This is a genomic window from Streptomyces sp. NPDC001970 (genome assembly GCF_053594115.1).
This window is the reverse complement of sequence record NZ_JBSFDW010000035.1, coordinates 42,557-66,518: the sequence shown is the minus strand read 5'-3', so window position 1 is coordinate 66,518 and position 23,962 is coordinate 42,557. Positions and strand designations below refer to the sequence as shown.

Here is a 23,962-nt window from a genome sequence, read left to right as displayed (position 1 = left end):
ACTACCGGACGTGGGTGAGCGGCCGCGCACCCGAACTGAATAACAAATGCTTACCAGATACCAAGGAAGTCAGTAGAAAGAAGAGGGCAACATGTCGAAGAACTCGGAAACCCGCCCTGCTGCATCCGGAGCGCCCGACGGCGTTCACACACCGCCGGAGGGGAATGTTCGCTCATTCCGAGTCAGCGTTCCGGAGGCGACCGTGGATCGCATCCAGTCGCGCGTGAAGAACGCCGTGTGGGCGGATCGCCTCGGCGATGGCGGATGGGGGTACGGCGCGAGCCATGACTACCTGCGCGACCTCGCCGAATACTGGACGGAGAAGTTCGACTGGCGCCGGGCCGAAGCTTTTCTCAATCGATTTCCGCAGTATCTAGCCTCGATTGAGGGATTCGATATTCACTTCTACCACGTGAAGGGGAGCGGATCGAACCCACTGCCGCTCGTGCTCACTCACGGCTGGCCGGGCTCGGTCTTCGAGTTCTCGAAGGTCATCGAGCGGCTCACGCACCCCGAGCGCTTCGGAGGAAAGGAGGAGGACGCCTTCGACGTCGTGCTTCCGTCCCTGCCCGGGTTCGGCTTCTCGTCGAAAAACCTCGACCAGCCCGTGGGGCCGGTGACGACCGCCCGGCTGTGGCACAAGCTCATGACCGAGGTGTTGGGATACAAGACCTACGGCGCCCAGGGCGGTGATCTCGGCAGCATCGTCACGGTCCACCTGGCGAGCACCTACCCGGAGGACCTGGTCGGCATCCACCTCAACATCGCGCACACCGGCCCTGTCCCCGAAGAGGAGATGACCGAGGAAGAGCGGCAATGGGCCGCGGAGGCCGGCGCGTTCGTGGACGCCGAGCTCGACTACTTCCGTCTGCAGACCAAGACGCCGCAGACGCCGAGCTTCGCACTGGCGGACAGTCCGCTGGGGACGGCGGCGTGGATCCTCGAGAAGTTCAAGGTGTGGAGCGACTCGGGTGACGACATCGAATCGGCGTTCACCAAGGACGAGCTCCTGACCAACCTGATGATCTATCTCGCCACGAACACGGTGGATTCGTCCCTGTGGTACTACCGGGGTCTCGCCATGGAGACCGGGGGCAGCTTCTCCCCGGGCGGCAAGATCACCGTACCTACGGGTATCGCGCTCTTCCCGGCAGAACTGCTGAGCGGTCGGCCGCCGCGGAGCATTGCCGAGCGCTTCTACAACATCACGCACTGGAGCGAGATGGGGCGAGGCGGCCACTTCGCCGCCCTCGAACAGCCTGAACCCCTGGCAGAGGACATTCGGTCCTTCTTCCGGACCGTTCGCTGACGCCTCGGCCCGGCATGGGCTGTCCGCGGCCTGCGGAGGATCTCCACTCGCAGGCCGCGGACATGAGATCGGCTGGTCGGCGGTTCGGCGGGTGCAGTACTGCGAGCGGCTCCTGCCAAAGTGCCCGGCGGCTCAGTGACTTCGATGCAGTGTCGGCACCTTTCGGGCGCGGACCGCACTCGGCCGCCGCATCCCTCAGCCGCCCGTCCCGTAAGACCTGCCCGGCGTGCGGGGTAAAGCAAAGCCTCACGCCCGCCGACCAGGTGTTCCCGCGCGACAACAGCGGGACGGACCGGGACCGCGAGGTTCCCGGGCAATCCGCAGCCTCCAGAGGCCCGCCGGTGCCCCCTGGGGCCATTGATCGCGACTCCTCTCGGATTGATTCAGGAATTCTTCTCATTCGACGAAGAACAACTAACTGGATCTTTTGCTTTATCCGGCGCATCGTAAGAGGCATGGACACACGCATCGGCTCCCGCAGCTTCTTCGCCCTGGTGGGCGTCGTCGTGCTCTGGGCCTCGGCATTCCCGGCCATCCGCGTCGGGGTCGACGGCCTGGGCGTGGCGGCGCTGTCCTTCCTGCGGCTGGCCATCGCCGCCGTCGCTTTGGCGGTGGTCGCGCCGTTCCTCGGGGTCCGGCGCCCCCGGCCCAGGGACCTGCCGCTGATCGGGCTCGCCGGCGCAACCGGCATGACCGCCTACCAGGTACTGCTCAACTGGGGCGAGGTCCATGTCTCCGCGGGCACCGCGAGCATGCTGATCTCCATCGCTCCCGTCTTCAGCGTGCTGCTGGGCAAGACGTTCCTGTCCGAACCGGTGACGCGCCATGTGGTCATCGGCAGCGGCGTCGCCATCGGCGGTTCCGTGATCGTCGCGCTCGCAGGCGGCTCTGGGGGTTTCTCCGCCGGCGCGCTCGTGGTCCTCGCGGCCGCCGTCGTGCAGGGCGTGTACCACGTCGTCTCCAAGCCCCTCCTGCGCCGCTACAGCGGCATGGAGGTCGCCACGTACGCGATGGTGGCGGGCACCGTGCTTGCCCTGCCGCTGCTGCCGGCGACCTTGCGCACCGTCGCCGATGCCCCTGCGGGAGCGCTCATATCGGTGGCGTACCTCGGCCTTCTGCCGTCCGCTCTGGGATTCGTCATCTGGGGCTACGCCGTGGCCCGGCTACCGCTCAGCGTCTCCACGGCCGCCCTGTACCTGGTGCCGCCGGTCGCGCTCATCGTCTCGTTCGTCTGGTTGTCCGAGGTTCCTCGCCTCCTTGAGGTGGCGGGCGGCGTCGTAATCATCAGCGGTGTCGTGCTGATCAACCGCAGGTCGTCCGCACCCACCCGTGCACAGCACGCCCCGGCCACCGCGCAGCACCGGGTGGATTCCGCCACGCGGCCCGTCGCCCGGCTGCACCAGCCCGCCGGTCCCGCAGCCGCTGCCGATCACGTACGGCATCAGGGCTCGACGAACCGCGCCGACCACACCTCCCACAGCGCCCCGGGCCGGCAGCCCGTCTCGCTTGGCGTACATCACCACGCAACGGCCTGTGACACCCCGCAGTCGCCGTCCAGCCAAGGAAAGACATCATGATCGACTTTCGAAGTGACGCCGGCAGCCGCCCCACTCCCGCCATGCGTCGTGCCATGGCACGGGCACAGGTGGGTGACGACGTCTACGGCGACGACCCCACGGTCAAGGCACTGAAGGAGAGAACAGTACAACTCTGGGCAAGGAGGACGCCGTCTACTTGCGCATATCGAAACGATGACATCGCCCGTGACGAGAGTGACAAGGAGTCAGCCATGTGTAAGCACAGGCCCGAGTGCCCAGGAGCGGCGTCGCCGAACCGCGACACTGCGCGGATCGTGGTGCTCCATCCGGAGCAGGGTTGGTACCTGCTGTGCAACAGAGTGGTGCTGTTCGACGACGGTGGCGAACTGCTGCCCGACGGCACCGCAATTCGGTCGTACGCCTCGGCGGCCGCGACAACGCCCGTCGGCGCGAGGCGCGGAGCGCCGATCAACGCCCAGTGCGGGGAGGCGTCATGAACGATCCACCTTCTGCACGGCGCATGACCGATCACGAAACCGGCCTCGCCACCCGCCCGGGCAGTTGCATGAGCCCGCCCGGCGCCAAAACCGCCAACCCCGCATCGCCCTCCGCCAAGCGCGAGCCGGGCGCCCCGGTGGGGACCGGGGCCGCGGGCGGCGTTCGGCCGCGTGCCAGGCCCGGCGCCGGTACCAGCCGACTGGGCGACATGCTGCTGCAGGCGGCCATCGCCGCCGATGAGCGGGAGGTCGCGCGCGCCCGGCGCATGGTGGTCGAGTTCCTGCACTTCTGGCGGCTCGGCAACGTGGTTGAGGCGGCCGAGCTGCTCATATCCGAACTGGTCACCAACTCGGTGGTGCACAGCGATGGCGCCCGTGTCAGCTTCACGCTGGAGTACGCCGACCACGAGCTGATGATCACGGTCAGCGACGGCTCCCCCCACGACCTCCCGGCCCCCCAACGGCCCTCGGCGGCCGCGGAGCACGGGCGAGGGATGCTCCTGGTCGACCACTTCGCCAAGGAGTGGGGGACCAGTGTGAACGGCAACGGCACGAAGTCCATCTGGGCGTGCCTCGCGACGGAAGCGGCGTGCCCGTGACCGGCAACGGTCCAAACCCTCCGCGCGGACCTGCTCCCCTGGTCGCGATCATGCAGGCCCACAAGGCCGGTTGCACGGGAGCGGGAAGTCGAACGGTCCGGCGCGAAAGCTGTGGGGCGACGTCGCCGTGGCGCCGCACTGGTGGGGTGCCCGGCGGAGTACGCGCCGTTCGGTCTGCCGACCGTCGCCCAGCTACCTGGGCCCGCCGCTGCCGCGGCCGCTCCCGATCACTGACGGCATCCGGGCTCGACGAGCCCCGCCGGCCACACCACCCACGCGCCCCGGGCCAGGAGCCCGTCCCGCGTCGAGTGCATCACCGCACAACAGCCCTGTGACATTCCGCAGTTGCCGTTCCAAGGGGAAAGACATCGTGATCGACCTTCGTAGTGACACCTGCAGCCGTCCCACTCCCGCCATGCGTCATGCCATGGCACAGGCGGAGGTGGGTGACGACGTGTACGGCGACGACCCCACGGTGAAGGCCCTGGAGGAGAGAACGGCACAACTGCTGCGCAAGGAGGACGCCGTGTACATGCCCACGGGCACGATGACGAACCAGGTCGGCATCCGTGTGCACACCGAGCCCGGAGATGCGGTGCTGTTCGAGCAGAGCGCACACGTCTACCTGCTGGAGGGCGGCGCCCCATCGGCCTACTCCGGAGTGCTGCCCCGCCTGCTTCCGGGAACGCGGGGAATCTTTACCGCCGACGCCATTCACACCGCCGTGGGTTCCTCGCACCCCTTCTTCCCCTCGACCGTCTCCGCACCGGTACGCCTGTTGTGCGTCGAGAACACCCACAACAACGGCGGTGGCACGGTCTGGCCGCTGGAGGACATCAAGACAGTCGCCGCTGCGGGCCGTGAGCGGGCGCTGGCCCTTCACCTGGACGGGGCGCGGCTGTGGCACGCGAGTGTTGCCTCCGGGGTGAGCGAAGCCGACTACGCCGCCCCCTTCGACACCGTCAGCGTGTGCTTCTCCAAGGCGCTCGGCGCCCCGGTCGGATCCTGCCTGGCCGGGCCGGCCGACCTGATCGCCCGCGCAAGGCGTTTCAAGCAGCAGATCGGGGGCGGATTCCGGCAGGCGGGCATCGTCGCCGCCGGCGCTCTGCACGCCCTGGAGAACCACCGCGAGCGCCTGGACGAAACGCATGTGCACGCCCGGTGGTTCGCCGAAGGGGTGGCATCCCTCAACGGGGTCGATCTGGATCCGTCCACGGTGCAGACCAACATCGTGCGCTTCCGCCTGACGAACACCAGGGCCGCGGCGTTCGTCGAGGAGATGCACCGCCGGGGGGTGCACCTGCTGCCCTCGGGTGAGGACGGAGTCAGGGCCGTGTTCTACCTGGACATCAGTGAGGCGGAGACGAGCAAGGCGATCAGGACGGTCGAGGAGACTCTCACCGAAGAGAAGTGAAGTGAACCGACCGGGCGCACTGTCACCCACCCGGCACCCGTCCGATCCACAGCCACCGGCACGCCGCACACACCTCAGCAATCGTGGCAACCCGCGCCCGGGCTGATTCCACCGGCAGCCTGCACCTGAGCCGGCGAACAGCGCGGCCACATGCGATGGCGGCCACGGCCTGGAAGGGGGGCACAACTCACCGTCGCTGGCCTGCCTGACCAAGGCGTCGTCAGTAGTGCCCAGGCCCTGGCCAGGGCCCAGCTGAACCAGTGGGGTCTGGAGCACCTGGTCGAGACCACGGAACTGATCGTCAGTGAACTGGTTACCCACGCCATCCGTCACGGCACCGGCCCGATCCACCTGCGCGTCACCCGACACAAGATGCTGACCGTGTACGTGACCCGGGCTCTCGGCGACACCCTCCCGTGCGCTTGGCCGCCGGTGGTAGTACGCCTCCGGCTGGCCTCCCCGATCGCGCATCCAGCCCGGCACCGGCAGCTTCAAACCGCCATCAGCACACGCGAGCACGATCCGACACCGCGACGCCAGAGCCTGCGAGGACGTTGCCCGCCGCGACCAGCGCAGCAGCGTCACTCGCTCCTCATCCGCCAGAACCACCTAGACCGTCGGCCACCCATACGCGACATAGCCGCGTGGTTCCGCAGTGCCGTCGAAAAGCAGGTCGCGTGTGTTCTGGGTCGCTGCACGGCTCGTGCCTTCTCGGCGCTCGTATCGCAGTGATGCGTCCGATACCCGGTGGGCTCTGATCGAGCAGGTCTGCTCCGCGTCGCGAGCCAGGCTGCCGGCCCGGGCACTGCGGCCAGAGTGCACGACTTCCCGCGCTATAAGACCGTCTACGACTACTACGCCGAATGGGAGACCACGCAGCAGGGTGCGCGACCGGACGGGCCGGGCAAAGGGCCGCCGGGCGGCGCCGCGAGTTTTGCCCCCGCGGCATCATCGTGCAGCGGCCGTGAGCGCGCCCAGCCTCTACGGCTGGTTCTCCAACGGGATCAGGATGCCAGCGCGTCTCGCAGCATGGCACGAGAGGTGATGCCCAACTTCGGGTAGGCCTGGTAGAGATGAGCGCCGACGGTTCTGTGTGAGAGGAACAGACGCTCCGCTATCTGCTTGTTGGTCAGGCCGGAGGCTGCCAGCCGGGCTATCTCCAGCTCCTGAGGAGTGAGCGAATGCGCCTTCGAATGTCTGGGTTGCCGCCTGCTGAAGCCGGCGGCCCGCAATTCCGTTTCGGCGCGTTCCGCCCATGGCTGGGCCCCGAGGTGTTCGAACGTGGACAGTGCGGCGCTGAGAGGCCCTCTGGATTCTGTGGTCGCCCTGACGCGTCGCAACCGCTCGCCATAGGCCAGCTGGACGCGGGCGAAGTCGAACGGCCAACGCTCCGCACCCGATACTGCCAGGGCTTTCGCAAACAGTCCGAGAGCCTCGTCGTCGTCCGTGGCGGCCAGGGCGGCGGAGGCTTCCATCAGCATGGCATGCCGTGAGGAGATTCCGGCCACGCCGGCCTTGCGCATCGCGCGCACATGGTCGGCTGCCTCCGTATGCTGGTTGGTCCGGACGGCAGCCTCGACCAGGTCCATCGTCACCCACAGGGCATGCGGCGCGTGCGAGGCAAGATTTCCTGCCGGGCTGACGGCGTTCGCGTGCTCGTATGCGCCTGTGAAGTCACCGCGTCCCAGGGCGGCCACAGCCGCCGCGTGATGGGCATAGTGCGCGGCGGAGATTACCCCCTGGCGCATTGCCCAGTGGATGATTCGCTCGGCGGTCGCCTCCGCCTGGTCCGCTTCCCCGCGTGCGGCACCGAGGATGGCCTGGATGTACAGGAAGTACCAGGTGAAGGCGCTGTAGCCGTGGGTTTCGCATAGCTGGACTCCCTCGTCGGCCAGTTGCGCCGCCTCGTCCCACATTCCGGTGAGATAGTCGTCCAGGCAGAGGAGGAACAGTCCCAACAGGTAACGGCGAGCCGGGCCGCCGTCGCGTCCCATGCGTACCACTCGCCACGCCGCTTCACGGACGTCTCCGAGCCGGTCGAGATAGATGGCTGCCCCTCCGGTCCGCGTGATCTGGACGGGGTCAACTGCGTTGGCCAACTCCGGAACGAGCAGGGCGAGTTCCTCCGAGGCCGCGGCAGCCGTGCGTGCCGGATCGGCGAGTGTCTTGCCCAGAGCGGACAGGTCGGGCGGCACTCTGGGTGTCAGCTTCTCCAGCGCCTCGTAGTAGGGCTGCCACAGGTCGTGCCGGGCACCGTAGAAGCAGACCGCCGCAAGAACGTGAAGAGCGTCTACGAGCGACTTGTCCTCGGCGTCGTACGCGTGGGTTCCGGTTTCGATGGCACCTACCAGCAGACTGTGGGCCGTGTCGACGTCACCGTTGCTGTTCAGGATGAGAAGGGCGGCGGCTGTCGCCGAGTGCAAGGAGCCCTTCACATCCCGGTCCATGTGCCTGGCGCAGTCCAGGAGACTCTGCGCGCTGGGCAATGCCCCGGTGGACTCGGCGCTGACGTAGGCCGCCTCGGCGAGCCGGCGGCCCCGATCGGGGCCCTCCGGGGTGAGTTCTGCAGACCGGATCAGCGTCCGCATGCCGCCCACGGCGTCACCGCGGCACAGTGTGATCCGCGCCGCGTTCTCCAGCAGAGCGGCCACGTCCTCGTCCGGTTCCAAGGTCGCCTCGCTCAGATGCCAGGCCCGGCGCTCGGGCTGGTCCACCAGGACCTGGGCGAGCGCCGTATGCACCGCACGCCGTTCGCCATAGGTGGAGTTCCCCACCACTGCCGAGCGGATGAGCGGATGACGGAACCTCAGCCTCCGTGCTCTTTCATCGATGTGCACCAGTTGGTTATGTTCGGCAGGTGTCAGGTCGTCCAGGTCGTACCCGTCGTTCGCTTGCCGCGAGGCCGCCTGCAGCACTGCGAGATCACCGGTGCCTTCCAGTGCGGCCAGCAGCAGAAGACGCTGCGACGGCTGCGGCAGACCGGTAATCCGGGAGCCGAACAATGTCTCCAGGCGCTGGCTGAGCGGCAGCAGGGCGGGGATTGTGTTGAGGGCGGGACCCCGCACCGTGGACAGCGCGGATGGCAGCTCCAGCAGAGCCAGTGGGTTGCCGTGTGCCATGGCCAGCAGGCGCTGGCGGGCACTGGCGGCGAGATCCGGGGACCTCGTACTGACCAAGTAGGCCGCCGACTCCTCGTCCAACGGCTCCAGCGAGTATGTGGGCAGGGCACCGCAGTCGTTCAGGCTCCGCGATCCGGAACGCGCCGCGGCGAGAAAGCTCACGCGGATGCCGGTTCCCCGCCGCGCGACGAAACCCAGTACGGCCGCACTCGCCCGATCGAGCCAGGGGAGGTCGTCGACGACCAGCAGAAGCGGGTCACCGGCTGCGACCGTCCGCAGCAGGAGCAGTACGGCGTTGGAGACCACTAGCTGTTGCGGCGGTGGGCCGCTTTCGAAACCGAGCGCGACGCGCAGGGCGTCACGGAAGGGGGCTTCCAGTTCGCCGAGCGCGTCCTGGAAGGGAAAGAGGACCTGGTTGAGACCTGAGTAGCTGCAGTTCGCCTCGAACTCCACACCGGCAGCGCGCAGAACCCGCGTTCCCTCCGCGTGGGCCGCCTCGGCGAGGGCGTTCAGTACTGCCGTCTTCCCGACTCCTGCGTCTCCCGACAGCAGCAGCGCTCCGCCTCCGGCCCCGATGCCCAGAAGGTCACCGATCCGCTGCAGGTCGCGGTCCCGGCCGATCAGAGGGTATTTGGAGGAGTCACTACCGATCACTACGCGCTCCGGTTGCTGTTCGCGGGCCGAAGAGGGTTGGGCTGGGCGAGGTGGGTGGCAGCCTCGCGCCGCTGCGCTGGTAGGCGAAGTGGAGCGGCTGGACGATGGGCGGCTCGCCGGGCAGGCCGTCGACCGTGAGCTGGCCGAAAGCGTGGGCGGTGAGCCAGTCCTGCCATTCGGTGTCGTCGAGGGCGGCGTCCCAGGGGTGGATGAGCATGTGCGGGGCTCCCTTCAACGGGCTGTGAAGTTGCCGGGGCGTGATCGACGGGTTGAGGTCGTCAGCGGCTTCGGGCGCCCCGTACGTGCGCGCCACGGGCAGCACGCTCGCCCGGTGGGGGAGGGCGAGGTCCTCCGCGTCGTCGCTGGGCCCGCCGGTGGTGCGCACCTTGGCCGAGACCTCGTGCAGGTCGAGGAAGGTGACGGTGGTGGTGGCTGGCTTCTTGGCTTTCGCGGGGGCGGCGGCGCGGCCGGGCACGATGTGGTCGACCGGGGCGTCCAGGGCGGCGGCGGCACGCTCTGCCGGGTCGGTGACCTGGCGGGCCGCGCCGCGCACCACCACGGAGCGGTAGCTGATCGAGCGGGGGAAGGCGGAACGGCCCGGCGCGAGCCTGTTCATGTGTGTGACGGTCAGGCGCACAGCGAGCCCGGCGTTCTCGCCGGCGCCACGCAGCGGCCGCGAGACGGTGGAGCCGTGCACGTACAACCGCTCGCCTACGCGGTCGTAGGGGGCCGGCAGGCCGACCGACGCTCCGTCGCGGACGAAACCGAGGTGGCAGACGTAGTCCGCGTCGAGGATCGAGTGCACCAGGTCGCGGTCGGACAAGGCGCATTCACGGATGCGGGTCGGGACAGTGCAGTCCGTAGCGGAGTACGCATCGCTGACGGAGGGCGAGGCAGAGATAGTGCATCCTTTGAACTAGTACATATTGATATTTGCGGGAGCAAGGAGTAAAGGAGAATACATGCCTGCCGGGCGGGGGTGCCGCGGAGGTCGCGGCCGAGCGTCGAACAGGACATGGGCCAGGTCACGCCGGCTCCCGGCGCCGCCCTGCCCCCGCTGCGGGAGCTCGCCGCCGAACTCGGCGACAACCCAGCACCGTCGCCACCGCCTACCGACTGCTGCGCGACCGCGGTGTGATCGAGACCGCGGGACGGCGCGGCAGCCGGGTGCGGCCGCGCCCGGCCACCACCGCGCGCGACGAGATCCGGCTGGACGTGCCGCCCGGCGTACGCGATGCGTCCAGCGGCAATCCGGGCACCGCGCTGCTGCCCTCGCTCGGCGAGGCACTGGCGGAGACAATCGCCCGGCACGCTCGGCAGCCGATGCTCTACGGCCACTCCCGGTCGACGAGCAGCTCGCCCGGCTGGCCCGCGCCGCCTTCGACCCGACGGGCGATCTGAGGCATCTCCGGATCGCTCGACGCTACTGGAGCGAGCGCTCGTGGCCCAACTGTGGCCCGGTGACGCGGTGGCGGTGGAGGGCCCGGGCTGGGGCAGCCTCTTCGAACTCGTTCTCGCCCTCGGGCTGCGGCCGCTGCCGGTTGGCGTGGACGGCGGCGGCCAGGTACTCGCCGAGCAGGGCGATACCGGCCGTGGTCGCGATGACCGGGATGAGGGAGGTGGCGAGGCGGCCGGCTCGGCGAACTCGTGGAGGCGCTGTGGCTCGCGCAGGCGGAGAGTGATCCGGCGGCGGACTCGGATAGGTCACACATCGGTGCCGAACGCCTGCCTCAGCGTGGCGACGGCCTGAGCGATCGCCCCGCGGGCCGCGTGTGTCGACGGCAGCGCGTTGAGCGTGGCGCAGTCGTGTACGGTCCCGCCGCACCGGGCCGCGGTGACCGCCACTCCTGCGGCGCGCAGCTTCGCGGCGTACGCCTCACCTTCGTCCCGCAGGACGCCAGCCTCCGCGGTGATGACGAGCGCCGGGGGCAGACCGGTGAGCTGGTGCTCGGTGACCCTCAGCGGGCTAGCCGTGGCGGCGTCGCGGCGCGCGAAATAGCCCTCGGCGGACTGGTGGCAGGAGCAGGTATCGAAGTTTGCGTCGGTGACGGGATAGAAGAGCACTTGCTGGATGAACGAGACGTCCCCGCGTTCCTTGGCCAGCAGCGTCAGGACCGCGCACATGTTGCCGCCCACCAAGTCTCCGGCGACGGCCAGCCGTGTGGGGTCGATGCCGTGGTTGGCTCCCTGACTCGTCACCCATCGGGCTACCGCATAGCACTCCTCCAAAGCGATGGGGTAGCGCGCCTCGGGGGACAGCATGTAATCGGGGAAGACGAGGGTGGCCCGCGCGCCCACCGCCAACTCACGCACCAGCCGGTCGTGCGTGTGCCCGCTGTCGAAGTCCCAACCGGCACCATGGACGTACAGGACGGCGGGCAGCAGGCTGACGACCCCCTTGGGGCGCAGGATGCGCACCGCGACGCTGCCCTTCGGTCCGCCGGAGACCGCGACCCAGTTCTCGTCCACCTCAGGCTTGTCAAGTTCTCCGGACTGCGCCTCCTCCAGCGCCTCGTGTCCCTGCACCGATCCCAGATCTACAGGGAACGGCGGGGATGCGGTCGCCTCGGCGAACTCGCGAGCGGCTGGCTGGAAAACAGGTTCCTCTGAAGGGAAGACATAATCAGGCATCACACACTCCTTGACGGGTGAGGGCCCCGCGCACAGGCACGGGAATTCAACGCCAACGGCTACTCCCATTGATCGTCAACGGCCGCAGCTCTGCGTAGGCGCGGAACTGCTTGCGATGCAACTCCCGCGGGAGCATCTGCGCATCGGTCATGTGACTGTGGACCCTCGGCGCACTTTCTCGGACACACCACTGCCGCGGACGCCGAAGCAACTGATCGCCACTGTGACAACGGCCCTCCGCTTGACCTTTACGATGCCGCCAGTGGCGCTATGCACGGCCTTTGATTTCTCGACGCCCGTATCGCAGCGCGAGTCGACATGCCCCGCAGCCGCTATCGGCTGTCTGCGTGTGAGGGATTGTGCTCTCCACTTAAGGCTTTGGCTGACGATGACTTGCTTGTCGGCGACGATCGCGTCAACTGCTGCTGATCCCGCAGTGTCGGCATCGTTTTCGGGCGGAAGCGCTGGATGATCGCTGGGTGCTCTGAGGAATCCTCTTCGTGCTCTACACCCCATGCGGTGGAGTGGGTGCTTGCTGGCTGAGATCTGGTCGGGCGCGACCTTGGAGGTGGCGCCTGCGGGGACTGCGGAGCCCCCCTTGACCGGGGCCGTCCGGCCCCAAGCCCCCGGATGTGGGTGCTGTCGATCAGTACTGGCCGTAACGCTTGACCAGAAGTAACCGTCAGGCATGTCAGGTTACTTAGGAAGAACGGCATCTCCCCATCGGAAACTAGGTCATGTAGCAGATTACCGAGGCGGCAGTCCGCACCCCACCATGAGATGGCGCCGGAAAACAGGAACGGCCGCAGATATCCGGTTATCTCTCCCTGGGAAGGGGCTTCATCATGAATGCCAAGGTCGCTGTCATCTACTACTCCTCGACCGGAAACGTGCACCACCTTGCCAAGGCCGTCGCCGAAGGCGCGGAGAAGGCCGGCGCCGAGGTCCGGCTGCGCCGTGTGCCGGAGCTGGCGCCGGACGCGGCCATCGACGCCAATCCGGCGTGGCGTGAGCACGTCGAGGCCACCAAGGACGTGGTCGACGTCGCAACGCTGGATGATCTGGCCTGGGCGGACGCGTACGCGTTGGGGTCGCCGACGCGCTTCGGCAATATCGCGGCGCAGCTGAAGCAGTACCTCGACACCACGGGCGGGATGTGGCAGCAGGGCGTCATGGCCGACAAGCCGGCCACCGGCTTCACCAGCGCTCACAACGCGCACGGCGGCAACGAGTCCACGCTGCTCGCCCTCTGCAACACGTTCCACCACTGGGGCTCGATCATCGTCTCGCCGGGCTTCACCAACCCGGTGGTGTACGGCGCGGGCGGCAACCCGTACGGCACCTCGCACGCCGGCAGCGCTGGCGCTCCTGGCGAGGAGACCCTCGAGGCCGCCCGTTACCAGGGCGAGCGCCTGGCGACGATCGCGGCGCGGCTGCGGGCAGGCGCGCGCTAGTACGGCGACCGCACTCGCTACCCGAGGCGCAGCCAAGGGCTCTCGCGCTCGGGGAAAGGTCGCGACAATCTTTTCGCCTGGGTCTTGCGTCACCCTCCCCGTGGATGCGGGCTACACCAGCCGCTGATTCGCTCGCGTGAGCGCCGCTCACGGTCTCCGGTATGCCCTGCTGATCATGATCAATCAGGGCTCCCGGTTCCATCGTCAACACAATGCCGAGCTCGGTATGGATGGGCGAGACCGTGGGCGGCGCCTATCAGGCCGCGAAGAGCGGCCTGATCGAACTCATGCGGCACACCGCCACCTTCGGCGGCAAGCGAGTCGTCTGGGTCAACCTCCTGTCCCCGGCGTGATTTCACCATGGCCGCGTCCAAGGCACACCGAGGAGTGGCGGGAGCGGGTGCTCGCGTCGGTATGCGCGCCGAGGCGGGGCAGGCCGGAGGGCATCGCCGCCATGGTGGCGTTCCCTTCTCCGACGGCTACCTCGCTGCTGTTCGACGGCGGCGTCGACTTCACCTGATCAAGGGGCGCGTTGCCTGGTTCGAGCAACGCGCCCCGGTGCACGTGCGGCGACGGCACCCCGACCATGTCCTCGTCCATCACCCTGACCAGTCCGGGAATCGTGTCCGGGCACCGGGACGCTGCGCCCGACATGCCCTCGCTTACAGGAAATCTGAAGAGGACCATCACCGTGAACCCATCCGTATCCATGAGGGCCGTCGCATGCTCGTCACATTGCACGGCGGAGCAGAAGGGCAAGGGAGCCATGCCGTTGTGGGTGGCGGCCGGAACACATCGTCTCAATCCCGCCACCGTCCCCGCTGGATCCGGCAACTCCGGCCCTGTTTTGGGATCCGGAGGGGTCCGATGAGCTCTGTCGCCGCCTGGGCCCATCGCATCCGGCGCACGCGACGCAAGCCGATCCCCAGCCGGATTACGACGGGAGAAGTAGTGCGGTCGAGCCTGCGGCGCGGATCGACGGGTGCAGCGGCGACCGCGCTCGTGTGCATGGGGGCCGCCATGGCAGAAAGCTGGGCGACGTTCGGGCAGGACACCGCGCACGTACTGGCTCGGATTCACGCCGTCGTCCCATTGCCCTTGATGGCACTGACCTTGCTCTGGCTGGCCCACCGCCACCATGCGGTCTATGTGCGCGGCGCTATCGCGTTGCTGCTGTCCAGCGCACCTGGTGTAGCCGTCTCCGTCTCCGCCTCAATCCAAAGTTTGCCGGTGCGTGAGATGTCCCTTGTCCGTGATTACCTGGCGCTGCCCGGTGTGCATGCAAGCTGGTACCTGCTGATGGCGCTGGCAGTGGTGGCCACCGCCTCGGGGCTCGCGGCACGGGGCGCAGTGATGGTGATCGCGCTGTCCGCAGTCGCGGCATCGGTACTGACCGCGGACCACCACCTGCTTGGCGCTCTGTTGGCTGCGGGTGTGCCGCTTCTGGCGTGGTACGCCGCGGGGCATTTCCAGGATCGGGACCGAGTGCGGCGGCGCTCGGCCGTGGGCGCCTTGCGCGCCGCGGAGCCGGAGGCGGGCATGGTTTCGTCCCGGCACCGTGGCGGGGCGTTGGAGCCACGGGCCGATGCGGATCTCGTACCGCTGCGGCAGGCGGGCTGACAGTCATGCGTATCGATGCCCTGATCGAGGCGGCCGGATGGTGGTCGTACGCCGTCGTGTTCGCGGTGACGGCCGGCGAGACCGGCGCTTTCATCGGTCTGCTGGTGCCCGGTGAGACGATTATCCTTCTCGCGTCCGCGAACCGCGGAGTTCTGAATCCCCTGGTACTTGCCGCTGTCGTGGTGGCCGGGGGCATGGTCGGTGACAGTCTCGGCTATGCGCTGGGCCGCTGGTGTGCGCGGCGCCCACGTGCGCGGCTGGTGGGCTGGATGCGGTCCGGCCGTCGGTTCGGACGGGCCCAGGCCTTCCTGGTCCGCCATGGCGGGGCGGCGGTGTTCACGGGACGGTTCGTCGGTTTCGTACGGACGTTCCTGCCGTTCGCCGCCGGGGCGTCCGGCATGCCGTACCGCCGCTTCTTCCTCTACAGCACTGCCGCGTCGCTGGTCTGGGGCGTCGGCAACGTGCTCCTCGGCTACTTCGCCGGTGCGGCCGCCACCGAGCTTCTGCACTCGGCCGGTCTGGCCGGCGCTGCCGCGCTCGCCGCCGTGGCCGTGGCCGTGGCGATCGTCGTCGGCATACGGATTCTCTCGCGCCGCCGCCGCATTGGGCGGGCCAGGTCCTCGGTGGTGGTGTCCGGAGGGCCCCCGCGGGCTCCCGAGCAGGAATCGATGCACGTGTTCATGTATTCGAAGGAGAAGTAGGCCATGGGATTCAAGGGCGCGAAGTTCGCGGTGGTACCGCTGGACTCCGAATGGGCCAAGGACCCCTCCGTCACCGGTGAGAAGGCCGCAAATCTGGCCCGCGCGGCCGTGGCGGGGCTGCCCGTGCTGCCAGGGTTCGTGCTGGTGCCTGCCGAGCGGGTGCCCGGGGCACCCGACGGGCAGGAGGCGGTGCGCTCCGCCTGGCGGGCGTTGGCCGGGGCGCAGGGGCAGGAGCGGCCTGTGGTCGTGCGGTCCTCATCGGTGCACGAGGACACCGAGGACTCCTCAATGGCGGGACGTTTCGAGTCGGTGCTGGACGTGCGGGGGTGGGAGAAGTTCACGACCGCGGTGCAGACCGTGCTCGATTCCTCCCGGCGGGTACGGCCCCTGCGACTACCCGATAACGTGCCGCCGGACGACGGGATGGCGGTGCTGGTGCAGCCGATGCTCAACTCGGCCGTCGGCGGGGTGATGTTCGGTGCCGATCCGGTCGAGGGACGTACCGACCGGATCCTGGTGAGCGCGGTCCGCGGCGGTCCAGACCAGCTGGTCGACGGCAGCACGCAAGGGGTGCGCTACCAGCTGACCCGCCGTGCCCGGCTGGTGCGGACTGATCCGGCCGAACCTCGCGGCAACCGGCTGCTCTCGCGCCGGCAGACAACCTGGCTGGTGGCGCTGGCCAGGAAGACCGAGCGGGTGTTCGGCGGGCCGCAGGACATGGAGTTCGGCTACGACGCGGGAGGGCGGCTGTGGTTGTTCCAGGCGCGTCCCATCACCGCGATGGCCGAGCGCCCGCCGCGCGGTGCGCGGCTGCTGGGCCCCGGTCCGGTCGCCGAGACCCTTCCCGGCGTGCTCCAGGCGCTGGAGGAGGACCTGTGGGTGACGCCGATGTCCCACGGTCTCACCGTCGCCCTCGACATCGCCCAGGCGGCGTCCCGCCGCCAGCTGCGCAAGCTGCCGGTGCTGGCCACCGTGAAGGGACGGGTCGCCGCCGATCTGCGGCTGCTGGGCGTCGTACCGTCCGCGCACCCTGTCCTGCACCGCATCAACCCGGCCCCAGGGGCACGGCGCGCGTCAGCGGCCTGGCGCGTGGGCCGGCTGCGCTCGGCGCTACCGCTGCTGGCGCTCGACCTGATGGCGGACGTGGACCGTGCGCTGGCCGACTTCCCGCCGCCCAAAGACATGCTCAGTGGCCAGTTGCTGGACGCCGTCGCCTGGGGCCGGCAGGTGCTGTCCTCGCTGCACGCCCAGGAGTCCCTGGCGAGCGCGCTGCTCGGCGCCGGTCCCGGCACCACGGCCGCAGGTGAGGCGCTCGCCGAGCTGGCCGAAGGCCGCGCCCGGGGACTGAGCGACGAGCAGCTCATCGCACGCCACCCAGTCCTGCTGGCCCTCCTGCCGCCCACACTCGGCGACCGGGCAACCCTCCCGGAGCACACCCGGTGGACCACCGCGCCGCGGGGTGTGGGCGCCCTGCCGGTGCGCGAAGGGCTGCGCCTGCGTATCCGCTGGGTACACGAGCTACAGACACGCATGGTTCGCGAACTGGCACACCGACTCCAAGCCGGCCCATGCCACCTCGGCTCGTCCCGCGTGGTCCTGATGCGCTGGGAGGAACTGGTGCGGGCCGCAGAGGGCGGGGATCTGCCGACCGATCTCGCCGAGCGGCTGCCGCAGCCGGACACCGGACCGCTGCCCGCGGCATTCCGACTGGCCAAGGGCAACCCTGTGGCCCAACTGCCGCCCGGGCGCAGGACGCCCAACGAAGGTCAGGGAGCGGGCGGCGGCTTCGGCGACGGCACCGCCTGGAACGGTCACGGCGAACGCCCCGACCGTCCCGTGCTGGTGGTCCGGACCCTGGACCCCGCCCTGGCACCGCTGCTCCCCGGCCTGGCCGGCCTCGTCGCAGAAACCGGCAGCGCCCTGTCCCACCTCGCCGTACTCGCCCGCGAATACCGGGTCCCAACCGCCGTCGGCGTACCGGGAGCGGTGGACCGCTTCCCCGGCGGAACGTTCCTGACCGTCGACGGAGGGACCGGAGCGGTGAACGTGCGCGACACCATCCCCCAAGCGGCACTAAGAGTCGCCACCACGCGACAGGAGTCGGCGGTATGAAAGCCATCAAACCGCTCGGATACGCTTTCGGCGGTCTGTCAGCCGTCTACGCCGGCTACTACACCGTGCTCTACCTGATCCGCTGGGAATGGCAACGGGCCCTGATCTCCGGAGTCCTGCTCCTCGTCGTCGAAGTCTTCCTTGCCACCGTTCTGCTGCTCAGCCAAGTCTCCCGGCTGGAGAACCGGCTGGAGCGGTCGGACGCCCGCATGGACGACGTACGCAAGCGGCTGGAGCAGACCCGGACGCCAGCGTCGAACCGCTTCACCTGGCTCTCCTCGGCTGACATGACGGAACTGAACGGCACTCACCGCACGTTCGTGTTCGTACCCGTGCTGATGGTGGCCGGCGCGGCGCTCTCCGGTCTCGCGGTGGTCATCCAGAAGGTCGCAGGCGCCACCATCCGGCCGGGAGCCGAACACCGCCTGACCGGACGGCTGGCCGCCCTGACCGCCCCACCGGTCACCGCAACGCTTCCGTTGCAGGACCGACCGGCGATACAGCCCGCCCGCGCCGGACGCAAGACGCGCGCCCTGGCGACGGCAGTAGGCGGCCTGCTGCTGGTGCCGCCGCTGTGGTCCACCCTGGCGGACGCCACCCAGACCCGTCCCGAACATGCGCCCGACGCGGCGAGCACAACCATGGTCTTTGAGGTCGAGACCCGCGGTGACGACAGTCTCCAGGTCGTCCAACTCGCCGCAAATGACCTGTGGGAGACCTGCCGCCGATCCACCGCCGCCCTCAACGACAACGCCACCCTCAACCGCATGCACGACGGCGTCTACATCGGCATCATCCGCCCGGCCCTGCCCTCGCACGACCTGATGCGCCTGCGCGGCTGCATCGAGGACGCCAACACCAACCGCACCAGCGCGGTCGTCCTCGGGGAAGGACAGGCCGAATCCCGGGACTGAGGCGTGTCGCCGGGCCCAACACGCAGACGGGCTGACGTGCCCGCGCGCCGACAGCGATGGAGGGTGTACCAGGCCGGGTGCCGCTCAGCAGGTCCTCCCGGGCGTGGGCTGCGGCCACCGGCGCGTGTGGTGATCCCGGCCGGTTGGTGTCATGGTCCGGGCGTGAGTTGCTGTTCGGCCCAGATGATTTTGCCGTTCGGTGTGTTGTAGCGGGTTCCCCATCTGCGGGAGAGCTGCGTGACGAGGAGGATGCCGCGGCCGTTCTCGTCGGTGGTGCAGGGGTGGCGCAGGCGCGGGTAGCTGTTGCTGGAGTCGGAGACCTCGCAGGTCAGCATCTTGTGTCGGATAAGGCGCAGGTGGAGCGGGCCGGTGCCGTGACGGATGGCGTTGGTGACCAGTTCACTGACGATCAGTTCCGTGGTCTCGACCAGGTGCTCCAGACCCCACTGGTTCAGCTGGTTGGCGGCAAGGGCACGGGCGCTGCTGACGACGGCCGGGTCGCCCGGAAGCTGCCAGGAGGCGGCCTGGTCCGGTCCGAGTGCGTGGGTCCGGGCGAGGAGCAGCGTGACGTCGTCGCTCGATGCCTTGGTGGGCAGCGTGTCCACCACGGACGTGCAGAGGTCCTCCAGCGGCAGGCCGGGCCTGGCCAGGGCGACAGCGAGGCGGGCCATGCCGACGCCGATGTCGTGATCGCGAGCCTCGATCAGACCATCGGTGTAGAAGGCGAGCACGGTGTGCTCGGGCAGCTCCAGTTCCACGGACTCGAAGGGGACCATGCCGACGCCGAGCGGGGCTCCGGTGGGCAGTTCGGGGAAGGTGACGCCGCCGTGCGGATCGATGATCGCGGGCGGTGGGTGGCCGGCCCGCGCCATCGTGCACCGGCGGGTGACCGGGTCGTACACGGCGTACAGACACGTGGCGGTCATGGTTGTGGTCGCCAGGTCCTGGGGGTCGGCGTCTTCCTCGGCGAGGCCGGTGACAGTGTCGTCGAGGCGGGCGAGCACTTCCTCGGGGGGCAGGTCCATGTTCGCGAGCGTGCGTACGGCGGTGCGGAGTTGGCCCATGGTGGCGGCGGCATTGATGCCGTGCCCGACCACGTCGCCGACGACCAGGGCCACACGGGCGCCGGACAGCTCGATCACATCGAACCAGTCTCCGCCGACGCCATGGTGGCTGTCGGCGGGCAGGTAACGCCAGGCCACGTCGGCGGCCAGCCCACCCGTTGCGTGGTGGGGGAGCAGTTGGCGCTGCAGGGCCAAGGCCGCGGAGCGTTCGCGCGCGTACTGGCGGGCGTTGTCCAAGGACAGCGCGGCCCAGCTGACGAGTTCCTCAGCCAAGAGAAGGTCGTCCTCCGCGAACGGCAGACGATCCCGACTCCGCACGAACACCGCCACGCCCAGCACCGCCCCCCGCGCGCGGATCGGGACGACCATCAACGAGTGCATAGCGTGCTCGCGGATCGCCGCCCGCGCCGCGTCGTGGTGATCCAGCCACGTACTGGGGGAGGTGTCCAGCACCGGCTCGAAATGGGACTTCCCGGAGCGCAGCACACCCGCGAAGGGCGACGCCGGGGGGACGAGCTCAGACTCTCCCTGCGCAAACAGAGACTCCGGGGCCCCCGGGTGGACCGACGCGAGGCCCGCACGGCGGAAGGCGGGGACGGGTCCGCCCTGCGGGACCAGGCGCGCCGGCGGCTCCTCGCCGAACGAGACCGACTCCGCCAGGTCCACGGTGGCGTAGTCCGCGAGCAGCGGCACCGCCAGATCGGCCAGTTCCTGCCCGGTCCGCATGACATCCAGGGTGGTTCCGATTCGCTTGCCGGCCTCGCCCAGGACCGCCAGCCGCTCGCACGCCCGCCGGCTGTCGGTGACATCCACACTCACGACGCACACGCCCAGCGCACGGCCCTCTGCGCCGTCAAGGCGGAAGAAGGAGGCCAAGAACGTAGGTTCATGGCGCACATGCGGCGGCACGAACGCCCGGAACTCCACGTTGATCGCCGGGACGCCGCTCTCCAGCACCTGGCACATCAGCGCCTCGAGCATTTCGGCCTGCGGGCCGGGCGCCGCCTCCGTCAGCCTGCGGCCCAGCCGCTGTTGGAGGGGGATGCCGTCCCTGAAGCCCTGGGTGTCGTTCCCCCAGGTGCAGCGCAGCTCGGTGTCGCGTATCACGACACCGGTCGGCAGGTGCCTCGGCAGGTGCACCGCAGTCGGGAGCGACTCCACCCCAGGTCCGTCCGTCGCTCGCGAGGGAAGCGTGGCCTTGTCGGTCGCCGACACGATCCACCGGGCCCGGCCGTCCTGTCCGGACAGTGACTGCACGCACAGGCGCACGTCGATCCTGCGGCCGTCGCGGTGGCGGACCGTGGTGAAGCCGGACCAGCGGGAGGGGGCAGCGCCCGGCTTGGCGAACGCCGAGGCCTTCGCCCGGTCTTCAGCAGCCGCCAGCAGGACGGGAGCGGACCGGCCCACGACTTCCGCGGCCGAGTAGCCGACCAGCCGCTGGGCGGCTTGCGTCCACCCGACCACCGTCCCTTCCGCGTCGAGCAGGGCTATCGCCGCGCGGGCGGTCTGGAAGGCCGGCTGAGCTGTGATGGGTGCTGATTGTGCAGAGCTGTCCATCGGTCATTCCTTCGGTGTCCCCCGGGGCGAGGTTCGCCGAGTGCTGCGTGCGCGCTGTCCGGTGCCGGGTGGCGGGTGCCCCGCTGGGCAACGGACGGACGGTGTTTCACGTGCGGGGGTTCGGGATTGAGGGGCTGCGACAGGGCGGCCTTGACTTCTGCCTGGCTTCTTCTTTGGCGAGGGCTTCGATCTGGTCGTTGGCCAGGGCCTGGACGGTCTGCTCGGCCACGTCGGCCGCGCTGATCTTCGGCGCGGCCGTCCAAGCGCTGAGGTCGGTGTCCACATAGCCGGCGTCGGTCAGGGACCACTGTGCTGCCTTGGAGGCGGCATAGCCGGGGAACAGAGGCTGCCCGGCCCAGGACGCCAGCAACAGCATTTTCACCAGCGCGCCGCCGCCCTTGCGGGCGAGGAGGGGCGAATGCCCGGGAGACGGCCCAGGTGGTGACGCCCAAGCACGTGCAGTGCGGTCGGGGCCCCAGCCGGTCGTGGTGGGCTTGCCCGAGAAGCCGTAGCCGGGCATCGACGGGATCACCAGAGGAACGCGTCCGATGCCTTTGCGCCGTATACCGTGGGGTTGGTGAGCGGTTCGATGATCTTCAGCTGCTCGATGATCGAGCCGGGCCCTCGTGCGTGACGATGAGCGGCAGAGCGTTCTCGTGCTTCGAGCGGACGTGGATGAAGTGGATGTCCAGGCCGTCGATCTCGGTGATGACTGCGGCAGGGCGTACAGCTTCGCCTTGACCTTGCGCCAGTCGTAATCCGACGCCTACTAGCGCGCGAGTTCCTTCATCGTCGCGAGCCGCGTGCCCTGAGACTGGTCTTGGGCGGTCCCCTGTTCGGGCCACCGTGCCGAGGTGATGCGCCGACGGAGGTCGACCAGATCCTTCTCCGGGAAATGGACGCGGAAGGGGCAGATGCTCCCGCCCGCTGCCGAACCGGAGCCGGATCCCCTTTCGGCCGCTGCGGCCGACTGGACGTCGGGAGCACGGCGGGAATATTTCGGACATGGTGAACCTCCTGGGGGTGTTCGACTTCGCCGTGCAAGGTGGGGCGAGTTGGGCTTTCGGGCGACGGCTGATCGGTCGTGTCGGTGGCCCTGTGAACGGGCAGGATGCACGGCTGCCGGTGCAGCCGATGCACGTCAGCGTCCGCAGGTCCGCGAGGACGGATGGGCCGCCCCGCCGGACTAGGGCATGTGCCGGTCGAGGGAGCCGCGGGAGCCGGTGCGTGCGTTCACATCTCTTACGATGCGTGGAATGAGACAAAAGGTCTAGTTAGTTGTTCTTGGTTCATTGGGAAGAATCTTTGAAGTTATCGGGGCGTGGTCGGTGGCCCAGGGGGACCGGCGGCGGCGCGGGCGCTGCATCGCCGCCTTCGCCTACGCGGCCCGCACTTTGATCGCTCCGACTGGAAGCGCATCCTCGGCACGGCCTGGCGTGCCAGGCGTAGTAGCCGGACTCAGCCACGCGGAGGACCCTCGTGGCCAGCAGGATCGGCAGCTTCTCGGAGGCCATCACAGCGATGGCCGCGTAGCGTCTCTTGGGGACACTCCGAGCAGTTCGGCGGCTCGACGATGGATGGTGAGCCCCGCTTCCACTTCGGCGATGCGGCGACGGGCCTGTTGCGAAAGCCGGGCAGACCGGTGATGTCGGCAACGAACGCGTCCTCGCGCACCTCGCCGCCCGCCCCGCCGGTACGGTTGCCGGACGACGGCTTCCAGGCCCCGGGGCGGCCTCGCCGGTGTCAGTCTTCCCAGTAGTCGCGTTGTGGCAGTTGGACCCACAGGTCGGGGGGGCCGATGACCGCGCGTGCGTCAGTCATCCGCAGTCCTGCGAAGGAGCAGGAGAAGGCCACCGCGTTGTGCTGGTAGAGATATGAGGCGAGGACCTCCTCCGCGGTGTCGCCCTCGCCCGGCCCGCCGCCGGGGCGCAGGTCCCAGTCCTCCATGGCCCCGTCGCGGGCGATGCTGCCCTGGTCGCCGCTCTTGGGGTTGGCGTACAGGCCGTAGCAGACGGTCCCGGCGGACAGCCGACTCATCACGCCCGGCATGTGCGGCGCGTACCCCCATGGCTGGGTCACGACGCAGCCGCCCGGCACGGACGTCACACCGATGATCCGGAAGGTCTCATCCGTCTCGTCCGCGTATCGGGCCTCCAGCAGCTCATCGATCACCTCATCCTGTGCCGGCGTCGCCTCCAATCGGCGTACTGTTTCGGCTGCGTCGATCCCGCCCACGCAGGCGAGCCCCGTGCCCTCGTAGTCGAAGCTGCCCAGCGCTCCGATGAGCCGCGTGGCCTCCTCGGCTGCCGCGCGCTCGGCATCGGTCAGGCGCACACCGGCCGGCACGGTGAACAGATCGGGCGTCGGCCCGGCCAGACTCAGCCGCCCCGGTGACCAGCCGCCGATCAGCGGTTGCCACGGATCAGCCCCGGCGGCAGCCAGGGCCCGCGCATTGTCCGGCTTCCGGGACACGATGGCCTCCCACACCGCCGTGACTCCGTTCTCCAGCGCGTTCACGTCCGCAACCCGTCGTGCCAGCTCGGTGACCACCTCCGGAGAGCCGAACACCGCCGCCTGGTGCAACGGCCGCCCCCCGCTCCACCTCTCCGGGTCGGCACCCTGGTCGAGGCGCCGCCGGATGTCCTCGTGGTCCGTCCAGTCCCAGCCCATGCCGGCCCAGCCATCGTGTTGCACCATGTCCCTCCAACACCGATCGAACGGCTCCCACGAGCCTCACCGTCACAGGCTCGCACCTAGGTCCGACAACAGCCCCACCCCA

18 protein-coding genes and 3 pseudogenes are annotated in these 23,962 nt (G+C 69.1%); 13 read left to right on the top strand and 8 right to left on the bottom strand.

Translation table 11 applies throughout. The features are described 5' to 3' along the window. The first annotated feature begins 91 nt into the window (after positions 1-91). The 6 genes and pseudogenes from ACWCP0_RS32510 (at position 92) to ACWCP0_RS32485 (ending at position 5,357) form a co-directional block, all read left to right on the top strand. Positions 92-1,309: an epoxide hydrolase family protein gene (locus tag ACWCP0_RS32510; RefSeq protein ID WP_451082343.1), complete on the top strand. Its 1,218-nt coding sequence runs from the start codon at positions 92-94 to the stop codon at positions 1,307-1,309. Between the two features lie 455 nt (positions 1,310-1,764). Next, positions 1,765-2,886 (top strand): DMT family transporter, encoded by a 1,122-nt coding sequence (locus tag ACWCP0_RS32505; RefSeq protein WP_451082342.1) that lies wholly within the window; start codon positions 1,765-1,767, stop codon positions 2,884-2,886. Next, positions 2,883-3,005 (top strand): annotated as a pseudogene (locus ACWCP0_RS32500) (beta-eliminating lyase-related protein); the annotation flags it as partial. The gene ACWCP0_RS32505 and the pseudogene ACWCP0_RS32500, both read left to right, overlap by 4 nt. A gap of 93 nt (positions 3,006-3,098) precedes the next feature. After that, positions 3,099-3,344: a DUF5999 family protein gene (locus ACWCP0_RS32495; RefSeq protein ID WP_451082366.1), complete on the top strand. Its 246-nt coding sequence runs from the start codon at positions 3,099-3,101 to the stop codon at positions 3,342-3,344. Positions 3,345-3,367: 23 nt separating this feature from the next. Next, entirely contained in the window at positions 3,368-3,943 is a 576-nt protein-coding gene (locus ACWCP0_RS32490; RefSeq protein WP_451082341.1) for an ATP-binding protein, read from the top strand. A gap of 127 nt (positions 3,944-4,070) precedes the next feature. Further along, positions 4,071-5,357: a threonine aldolase family protein gene (locus ACWCP0_RS32485; protein ID WP_451082365.1), complete on the top strand. Its 1,287-nt coding sequence runs from the start codon at positions 4,071-4,073 to the stop codon at positions 5,355-5,357. Positions 5,358-6,361: 1,004 nt separating this feature from the next. Here ACWCP0_RS32485 and ACWCP0_RS32480 read toward each other — a convergent pair. After that, entirely contained in the window at positions 6,362-9,130 is a 2,769-nt protein-coding gene (locus ACWCP0_RS32480; RefSeq protein ID WP_451082340.1) for an AAA family ATPase, read from the bottom strand. A 259-nt stretch (positions 9,131-9,389) separates the two neighbouring features. Then, a pseudogene (locus ACWCP0_RS32475) lies at positions 9,390-10,031 on the bottom strand (pyridoxamine 5'-phosphate oxidase family protein); the annotation flags it as partial. 65 nt (positions 10,032-10,096) lie between these two features. Between ACWCP0_RS32475 and ACWCP0_RS32470 the strand changes: the two are divergent. Next, positions 10,097-10,691, top strand: a pseudogene (locus ACWCP0_RS32470) (GntR family transcriptional regulator); the annotation flags it as partial. A gap of 143 nt (positions 10,692-10,834) precedes the next feature. Here the strand turns inward: ACWCP0_RS32470 and ACWCP0_RS32465 are convergent. Then, a complete protein-coding gene (locus ACWCP0_RS32465; RefSeq protein WP_451082339.1) occupies positions 10,835-11,761 on the bottom strand; it encodes an alpha/beta hydrolase in 927 nt (308 codons plus the stop codon). An 845-nt stretch (positions 11,762-12,606) separates the two neighbouring features. Between ACWCP0_RS32465 and wrbA the strand changes: the two genes are divergently transcribed. The 6 genes from wrbA (at position 12,607) to ACWCP0_RS32435 (ending at position 18,562) form a co-directional block, all read left to right on the top strand. Continuing rightward, positions 12,607-13,215 carry an NAD(P)H:quinone oxidoreductase gene (gene wrbA / locus ACWCP0_RS32460; RefSeq protein WP_451082338.1) on the top strand — a complete coding sequence of 203 codons (609 nt, stop codon included), beginning with the start codon at positions 12,607-12,609 and terminating at the stop codon, positions 13,213-13,215. Between the two features lie 212 nt (positions 13,216-13,427). Next, positions 13,428-13,568 (top strand): hypothetical protein, encoded by a 141-nt coding sequence (locus ACWCP0_RS32455; RefSeq protein ID WP_451082337.1) that lies wholly within the window; start codon positions 13,428-13,430, stop codon positions 13,566-13,568. Between the two features lie 514 nt (positions 13,569-14,082). Beyond that, positions 14,083-14,835 (top strand): hypothetical protein, encoded by a 753-nt coding sequence (locus ACWCP0_RS32450; RefSeq protein ID WP_451082336.1) that lies wholly within the window; start codon positions 14,083-14,085, stop codon positions 14,833-14,835. A 5-nt stretch (positions 14,836-14,840) separates the two neighbouring features. After that, a complete protein-coding gene (locus tag ACWCP0_RS32445) occupies positions 14,841-15,536 on the top strand; it encodes a DedA family protein (RefSeq protein ID WP_451082335.1) in 696 nt (231 codons plus the stop codon). A gap of 3 nt (positions 15,537-15,539) precedes the next feature. After that, a complete protein-coding gene (locus ACWCP0_RS32440; protein ID WP_451082334.1) occupies positions 15,540-17,648 on the top strand; it encodes a PEP/pyruvate-binding domain-containing protein in 2,109 nt (702 codons plus the stop codon). Further along, positions 17,645-18,562, top strand: a complete 918-nt coding sequence (locus ACWCP0_RS32435) for a hypothetical protein (RefSeq protein WP_451082333.1) — start codon at positions 17,645-17,647, stop codon at positions 18,560-18,562. The genes ACWCP0_RS32440 and ACWCP0_RS32435 overlap by 4 nt, the downstream gene beginning before the upstream one ends. 149 nt (positions 18,563-18,711) lie before the next feature. On the opposite strand, the gene ACWCP0_RS32430 is transcribed toward ACWCP0_RS32435, so the two are convergent. The 5 genes from ACWCP0_RS32430 to ACWCP0_RS32410 form a co-directional block, all read right to left on the bottom strand. Further along, positions 18,712-21,183, bottom strand: coding sequence for a SpoIIE family protein phosphatase (locus ACWCP0_RS32430; RefSeq protein ID WP_451082332.1), 2,472 nt, complete (start codon positions 21,181-21,183; stop codon positions 18,712-18,714). 106 nt (positions 21,184-21,289) lie between these two features. Next, entirely contained in the window at positions 21,290-21,703 is a 414-nt protein-coding gene (locus ACWCP0_RS32425; protein ID WP_451082331.1) for a hypothetical protein, read from the bottom strand. Between the two features lie 76 nt (positions 21,704-21,779). Beyond that, entirely contained in the window at positions 21,780-22,028 is a 249-nt protein-coding gene (locus ACWCP0_RS32420; RefSeq protein ID WP_451082330.1) for an epoxide hydrolase N-terminal domain-containing protein, read from the bottom strand. Continuing rightward, a complete protein-coding gene (locus ACWCP0_RS32415) occupies positions 21,953-22,300 on the bottom strand; it encodes an epoxide hydrolase N-terminal domain-containing protein (RefSeq protein WP_451082329.1) in 348 nt (115 codons plus the stop codon). The genes ACWCP0_RS32420 and ACWCP0_RS32415 overlap by 76 nt, the downstream gene beginning before the upstream one ends. Positions 22,301-22,926: 626 nt before the next feature. Next, complete coding sequence (locus ACWCP0_RS32410) at positions 22,927-23,880, bottom strand: ankyrin repeat domain-containing protein (protein WP_451082328.1); 954 nt, start codon at positions 23,878-23,880, stop codon at positions 22,927-22,929. Positions 23,881-23,962 lie beyond the last annotated feature (82 nt).

Bases quoted from the DNA above. Each gene is read 5' to 3' on its own strand.
- ACWCP0_RS32510 (WP_451082343.1), top strand. From the start codon at position 92: ATGTCGAAGAACTCGGAAACCCGCCCTGCTGCATCCGGAGCGCCCGAC.
- ACWCP0_RS32505 (WP_451082342.1), top strand. From the start codon at position 1,765: ATGGACACACGCATCGGCTCCCGCAGCTTCTTCGCCCTGGTGGGCGTC.
- ACWCP0_RS32495 (WP_451082366.1), top strand. From the start codon at position 3,099: ATGTGTAAGCACAGGCCCGAGTGCCCAGGAGCGGCGTCGCCGAACCGC.
- ACWCP0_RS32490 (WP_451082341.1), top strand. From the start codon at position 3,368: ATGACCGATCACGAAACCGGCCTCGCCACCCGCCCGGGCAGTTGCATG.
- ACWCP0_RS32465 (WP_451082339.1), bottom strand. From the start codon at position 11,761: ATGCCTGATTATGTCTTCCCTTCAGAGGAACCTGTTTTCCAGCCAGCC.
- wrbA (WP_451082338.1), top strand. From the start codon at position 12,607: ATGAATGCCAAGGTCGCTGTCATCTACTACTCCTCGACCGGAAACGTG.
- ACWCP0_RS32455 (WP_451082337.1), top strand. From the start codon at position 13,428: ATGCCGAGCTCGGTATGGATGGGCGAGACCGTGGGCGGCGCCTATCAG.
- ACWCP0_RS32450 (WP_451082336.1), top strand. From the start codon at position 14,083: ATGAGCTCTGTCGCCGCCTGGGCCCATCGCATCCGGCGCACGCGACGC.
- ACWCP0_RS32445 (WP_451082335.1), top strand. From the start codon at position 14,841: ATGCGTATCGATGCCCTGATCGAGGCGGCCGGATGGTGGTCGTACGCC.
- ACWCP0_RS32440 (WP_451082334.1), top strand. From the start codon at position 15,540: ATGGGATTCAAGGGCGCGAAGTTCGCGGTGGTACCGCTGGACTCCGAA.
- ACWCP0_RS32435 (WP_451082333.1), top strand. From the start codon at position 17,645: ATGAAAGCCATCAAACCGCTCGGATACGCTTTCGGCGGTCTGTCAGCC.
- ACWCP0_RS32430 (WP_451082332.1), bottom strand. From the start codon at position 21,183: ATGGACAGCTCTGCACAATCAGCACCCATCACAGCTCAGCCGGCCTTC.
- ACWCP0_RS32425 (WP_451082331.1), bottom strand. From the start codon at position 21,703: ATGCCCGGCTACGGCTTCTCGGGCAAGCCCACCACGACCGGCTGGGGC.
- ACWCP0_RS32410 (WP_451082328.1), bottom strand. From the start codon at position 23,880: ATGGTGCAACACGATGGCTGGGCCGGCATGGGCTGGGACTGGACGGAC.